The organism is Streptomyces sp. (genome assembly GCF_050698815.1).
Classification (GTDB): Bacteria; Actinomycetota; Actinomycetes; order Streptomycetales; family Streptomycetaceae; genus Streptomyces.
Map to the genome: position 1 here is coordinate 1 of NZ_JBOHCV010000509.1, position 5896 is coordinate 5896.

Here is a 5896-nt window from a genome sequence, read left to right on the forward strand (position 1 = left end):
GCCGACGCGGCGGCCTCGGCGCACGCCGCGGACCGCCGCACCGCCGAGTCCCTGGGCGCCGAGAACCGACTGGCCGACCTCCTCGGCCTGCCGCCGGGCCCGCAGGCAGCGCCGGGGTTCGGCTCCGGCCTGCCGGGTCAGCGCGAGGATGCCGACGGCAGCCCCATGACCATGTCCGCCCACGGTGATCCGGCAGCCGGTCCGGGCCCGGACGACGGTGCCCAGGGCCAGCTCAGCGCCGAGCAGGTGGACCGCAACGGCGACGCGCTCGCAGAGCTCCTCGAGGACGCCGTCGTCGCCTCGGAGCGGCAGCTCTTCGAGCTGCGCACGGCCGCCGCCGAGGATTCCCGCATGCTGGGCGCGCTCGGTGACGGCGGACTGCTGCCGCCCGGCCCCGACGTCGCCGCCACCGTCGACTTTCTCGGCGAGCACGGCGTCCCCGCTCTCTCGGGCTGGCGCTACCTCGCACAGGCCGTCGACCCGGCTGATCACGCCGCCGTGCTCGGGACCCGCCCCGAGCTGGTGGACGGCGTCATCATCACCGACCCCGCGAGCCACGCCCGTGCCCGCGACGTACTCGCCGGAGCCGGGCTGCTGCCCAGGTCCGCGGTGGCGGTGGGCACGGCCGCGGCCCTCCTCGCCCCCACGTCGGCAGGGGATGCCGGCACGCGGCAGCGCGGTGACGTCTTCCTGGTGCCCCCCAACCCGGCCCTGCACGACGAATCGGCCGCCGACGAGGAGCGGCGGCAGCTGCGCGAACGGGCAGTGGCCCGTGACGAGGAGATCCGGACCCTCGCCGCCCGCCTCGCCGGTGACCGGACACTCGTGGCGCGGCTCGCCTCCTGGCGTACCGGCTGCCCGCGGGGGCGGCTGGCCGAACTGGCCGTCGCCGCGGCCACCACCCGTGCCGCGGCGGAGGAATCCCGGCAGCGCCTCGCGCAGGCCCGTACCGCGGCTGCGGAGGCGGACGAGGCCGCCGCCGAGACCGCCCGGGTACGCGAGGAGCGGCAGGAGCAGGCGCAGCGCGCGCGGCGCGGCGCCGACGCCCTGGCCGGCCTTGCCTTCCGGCTGCGTGAACGGACCGGCTGGCAGTCCCGGCTGCGCGCGCTGAGCGAGGAATCGGCGGCGGCGCAGGAGCGGGCGGCGGAGTGTCTGGAACGGGCCCGCGCCGCAGACGAAGACCGGCGGTCGGCACAGCGTTCCGCTGACGACGCCCGGCGCACCGCCCGCACACTGCGGGCCGAACGTGCGGACATCGCGGGGGTTCCCGAGGACGCGGAGAGCGCCGCGAACGCCGAGGACACCGGGATCACGGCCACCGAAGACAGCGCCCCGCCCGCGGGTACTTCCTTGCCCGCGCTCCGCGGCGCGTACCTGTCGGCCTCGCAGCTGTACGAGAAGGTCGGCGTCGGCGCCGACCTGCGTGCCGAGCAGGCCCGCGCCGAGGGTGACGAGTCCGCCGCGCTCGCCGCCCTCGACCGGCTCACCAACAAGGTCCGAACCCGGGCCGCACAGCTTCTGGAAGGTCCGGACGGTGCCGACGGGCCCGCCCGCCAGGCCGCCGCCGCGCGCGCCGAGTCCCTGGTGCAGATGCTGGAGTCCCGCGCGTCCACCGCGAGCGAACAGCTCGGCAGGCTGCGCGGTGAGGCGGAGCGCCTCGCACCGGCCGAGGGCGACGCCCACACCGCTCTCCCCGACGGCCTGCTGCCGCACGACGCGGAGCAGGCGCAGACCCTGCTGCGCACCGCCAATGCAGAACTGGCCGCCTCCCGCGAGGAATGGGACACGGCACGTGCGGCACATACCGAACTGGTCCACGCCCACCGGATCGCCGAGGACGCGGCGGACGGCTTCGAGGAGACCGCCGCCATGCTCCGCGATCTGCTGCGCGACGCGCACACCGCGGGGACGGAGGAGGGAGACCAGCCCCCCGAGCCGTACGCAGGCTCTCCCGCGGACGCCCGCCGGTCCGCCGCCGAGGCGCGCCGGTCGCTCCGCGGCTGTGCCGGTGATCTCTCCGCCGCGGAGCAGGCCGTACGGGAGGCCTGCGACGTGCTCGTCCGGCACGCCAACTCCGCCCGCTACGAGCAGGTGCGCACCCCGGCCCGGCAGCAGATCCGCGAACTGCCCGCCGCCGCCCTGCCCGAGCACGCCGACTCCTGGGCCGACGCCTTCGCGCCCCGCCTCCGTGTGCTGAGCGATGAGCTGGAGCAGCTGGAGCGCAACCGCGACATCATCGTCGACCGGCTGCGGGGTCTCGTCGAGTCCTCGCTCGCGACCCTGCGAGCCGCGCAGCGCCTCTCGCGGCTGCCGGAGGGACTGGGGGAATGGTCGGGGCAGGAGTTCCTGCGCATCCGCTTCGACGACCCCGATCAGGGCACGCTGGCCGAGTGCCTGGGTGAGGTCATCGACGAAGCGACCCGCGCGGCCGTACGGAAGAACTCCGACCTGCGCCGGGACGGGATGTCGCTGCTGCTGCGGGGCGTGCACGCGGCGCTCCGGCCGCGTGGCGTGTCCGTGGAGATCCTCAAGCCCGACGCGGTGCTGCGGGCGGAACGCGTCCCCGTCGGCCAGATGGGCGATGTCTTCTCCGGCGGCCAGCTGCTCACCGCCGCCATCGCGCTCTACTGCACCATGGCGGCCCTGCGCAGCAACGACCGAGGCCACGAAAGACGCCGGCACGCGGGCACGCTGTTCCTCGACAACCCCATCGGCCGGGCCAACGCCACCTATCTGCTGGAGCTCCAGCGCGCCGTCGCCGACGCCCTCGGCGTTCAGCTGCTCTACACCACGGGACTGTTCGACACCACGGCGCTCGCCGAGTTCCCTCTCGTCGTCCGGATGCGCAACGACGCCGACCTGCGGGCGGGGCTGAAGTACATCAGCGTCGAGGAGCACCTGCGGCCCGGGCTGCCGCAGCAGGACCCCGACGGGGAGCCGGTGCACGGCGAGATCACCGCGACGCGGATGTTCCGCCGTCCGGAGGAGACCGGCCGGGAGCACCGGGTCCCGGCTCAGGCCCCCGGCCCGCACGCGGAGTCGTGAACCGGGCGGGTCGTGACTCGGTGTCAGACTGCCGGACAGCACCTAACCCCGCTGCGCGCGGGCGCGCGCTCGCGCGCGAGCCGCGCTGCTGGGCTCGGAGACCACGCCGTGCCGCTGCATCCACACTTGCCGGGTCACCCACACATCCAGCACTCCCCAGGTCGCCACGACAGTACTGGCGACGGTGGCGAGCACCATCGGGAACGCGAGCCACACCCCGGCGAGGGAACACAGTACGGCGACCATCAACTGCACCAGCGCCAGCGCGACGATGACGACCGCGCGTACCGCGGCCCTCCGTACCGGGTCGGGCAACCGAGGCCTCGCGTACATGGATCCTTCACTCCCCCCTCACGAGTCCCCATACGGTTCCATGGAGGTGGCCTGCGCCACAATCCAGGAACAGGGGCCGGACATCGACGGACAACTCAGGATGAGACAGCCTGGACGGCTGGTTTTCCCGCTAGGACACGTCTACGACTCGGTGAGGTGTCGGTAGTAGGCTCACGCCGTTTGCTGTCGAAACTCACCCCCACGCGGAGGGGGTTGACGTAGGGGAGGCCATGCGCTTTCGCGGTAAGTCGATCCGCCGGAAGATCGTGGTGCTGTTGCTGGTGCCGCTGGTGTCGCTCGTGTCGATCTGGGCGTTCGCCACGTACATCACCAACCGTGAGGCGCAGCAGCTCCTCAACGTCGCCAACACCGCGGACAACGTGGGCGATCCGGCCGAGGGCGTGGCCCACTCGCTCCAGCGGGAACGCCGGCAGGTCCTGATCTACCTCGCCGACCCGCGCCGCTCCGACGCGCTCACCCAGCTGCACAAGCAGCAGCGTGACACCGATGCGGAGATCAGGAAGGTCCGCTCCAACGCCGACGAAGGCGGACTGCGGGGCGACCTCACCAACAGCTCCCGCGCCCGCCTCGACGACATGCTCGACACCTTCGGCAGGCTCAAGGAAATCCGCGCCAAGGCCGAGAGCACCCTCACCCGTGGCGGCGCCTTCCAGGCGTACAACGAACTCATCGACCCCTGCTACGCGTTCCTCGGCGAACTCGGCGGTCTCAACGACGTCGAACTGGACAAGCAGGGCCGCGCCATCGTCGACCTCGCCCGGGCCCGCGAATACCTCTCCCGCGAGGACGCGTTGATGGCCTCGGCACTCGCCGCCGAGGAACTGACCAAGGGTGACCGGCGCGCGTTCTCCGACCGGGTCGCCGAGCGCAACCTCACCTACGACACCAGTCTCGGGGAACTGCCCGCCGAGGAACGGCAGATCTTCGACACCTACTGGAACGGCACCGACGGCCGGACGCTGCGCAGCTACGAGGACGCCATCATCGCGTCGGGCAAGGATGGCTCGGAGGGCGTCGTCAACGCCGAACGCTGGGAGTCGGCGGCATCCACCGTCCTCACCGACCTGGAACGGATGGGTTTCGAGGCCAACGACCGCTACCAGCAGCGCGTGCAGCCCGTCGCCACCAAGGTGCTGATCCAGGCGGGAGCGGCCGGCTTCCTCGGCGCCGTCGCAGTCATCGCCTCGCTCGTCATCTCGCTCCGCGTCGGCCGCAGCCTCGTTCGTGACCTGCGGACCCTGCGCCGAGAGGCACAGGAAGCCGCAGGCGTGCGGCTGCCCAGTGTGATGCGCCGCCTCGCCGCCGGCGAACACGTCGACGTGGAGACCGAGGCGCCCAAGCTGCAATACGGGCAGGACGAGACCGGCCAGGTGGGCCAGGCCGTCAACACCCTCCAGCGCGCGGCCGTCGAAGCGGCCGTCAAGCAGTCCACGATGCGTCGCGGCGTCTCCGAGGTGTTCGTCAACCTCGCCCGACGCAACCAGGTGCTGCTGCACCGCCAGCTCACCCTTCTCGACACCATGGAGCGGCGCACAGAGGACTCCGACGAGCTGGCCGACCTCTTCCGGCTCGACCACCTCACCACCCGCATGCGCCGGCACGCCGAGGGCCTGGTGATCCTCTCCGGAGCCGCGGCGTCCCGGCAGTGGCGCAAGCCGGTCCAGCTGATGGACGTGGTACGGGCGGCGGTCGCCGAGGTCGAGGACTACGAACGGATCGAGGTGCGGCGGCTCTCGAGACTCGCCGTGGACGGCGGCTCTGTCGCCGACCTCACTCATCTCCTCGCCGAACTCCTCGAGAACGCCACTGTCTTCTCGCCGCCGCACACGGCCGTACAGGTGCTCGGTGAGCGGGTCGCCAACGGCTTCACCCTGGAGATCAACGACCGTGGCCTGGGCATGACGCCCGATGCCCTCCTCGACGCGAACCTCCGGCTCGCCGAGACACCGGAGTTCGAGCTCTCCGACACCGACCGGCTCGGCCTCTTCGTGATCTCCCGGCTTGCCCAGCGCCAGGGCGTGCGGGTCTCCCTGCAGCCCTCCCCCTACGGCGGCACCACCGCGGTGGTCCTCATCCCCGGCAGCATCCTCACCGAGGCGGGCTCCGAGCAGGACGGGGACCGCGGGGCCCTGCAGGGAAGCGCGGCCAAGGGCATCGGGGGGCATCGGCTCGACGCCCTCACCCGGACGCCGGCCGCCCCGCCGCACAACGGAGTCACCCCGCAGCGGGCCCTGGACGGGCCCGTCGAGCTGGAGGCACCGCTGAGCGAGTCGGAGGAGCGCGGCAAGGCCACCGGCGCCAACAGCGGTATCCCGTTCCGGCGCGACGGCGCTCCGGCCGCCGGACGAGGCCCGGTCCCGGGGGCCGAACAGCACCAGCAGGCCCGGGACGAAACGCAGCCCTCCCGGCCGGCCGCCGAGGGCCGGACGGACGGCCTCGCCCCGCTGCCGCGCCGCCGCCCACACGCGCCGGTACTGGTTTCCGACCACGGCCGGCC

Annotated in this window: 2 protein-coding genes and 1 pseudogene; 2 read left to right on the plus strand and 1 reads right to left on the minus strand. The window is 73.0% G+C overall.

What is annotated here, in order from left to right; translation table 11 throughout:
- Positions 1–3045 (plus strand): annotated as a pseudogene (locus ACRDP3_RS18260) (hypothetical protein); the annotation flags it as partial.
- A 42-nt stretch (positions 3046–3087) separates the two neighbouring features.
- Here the strand turns inward: ACRDP3_RS18260 and ACRDP3_RS18265 are convergent.
- Complete coding sequence (locus ACRDP3_RS18265; RefSeq protein WP_431518035.1) at positions 3088–3378, minus strand: hypothetical protein; 291 nt, start codon at positions 3376–3378, stop codon at positions 3088–3090.
- A 230-nt stretch (positions 3379–3608) separates the two neighbouring features.
- Here ACRDP3_RS18265 and ACRDP3_RS18270 point away from each other — a divergent pair.
- The coding region (locus tag ACRDP3_RS18270) for a sensor histidine kinase (protein WP_431518036.1) at positions 3609–5896 on the plus strand (2288 nt) is incomplete at its 3' end.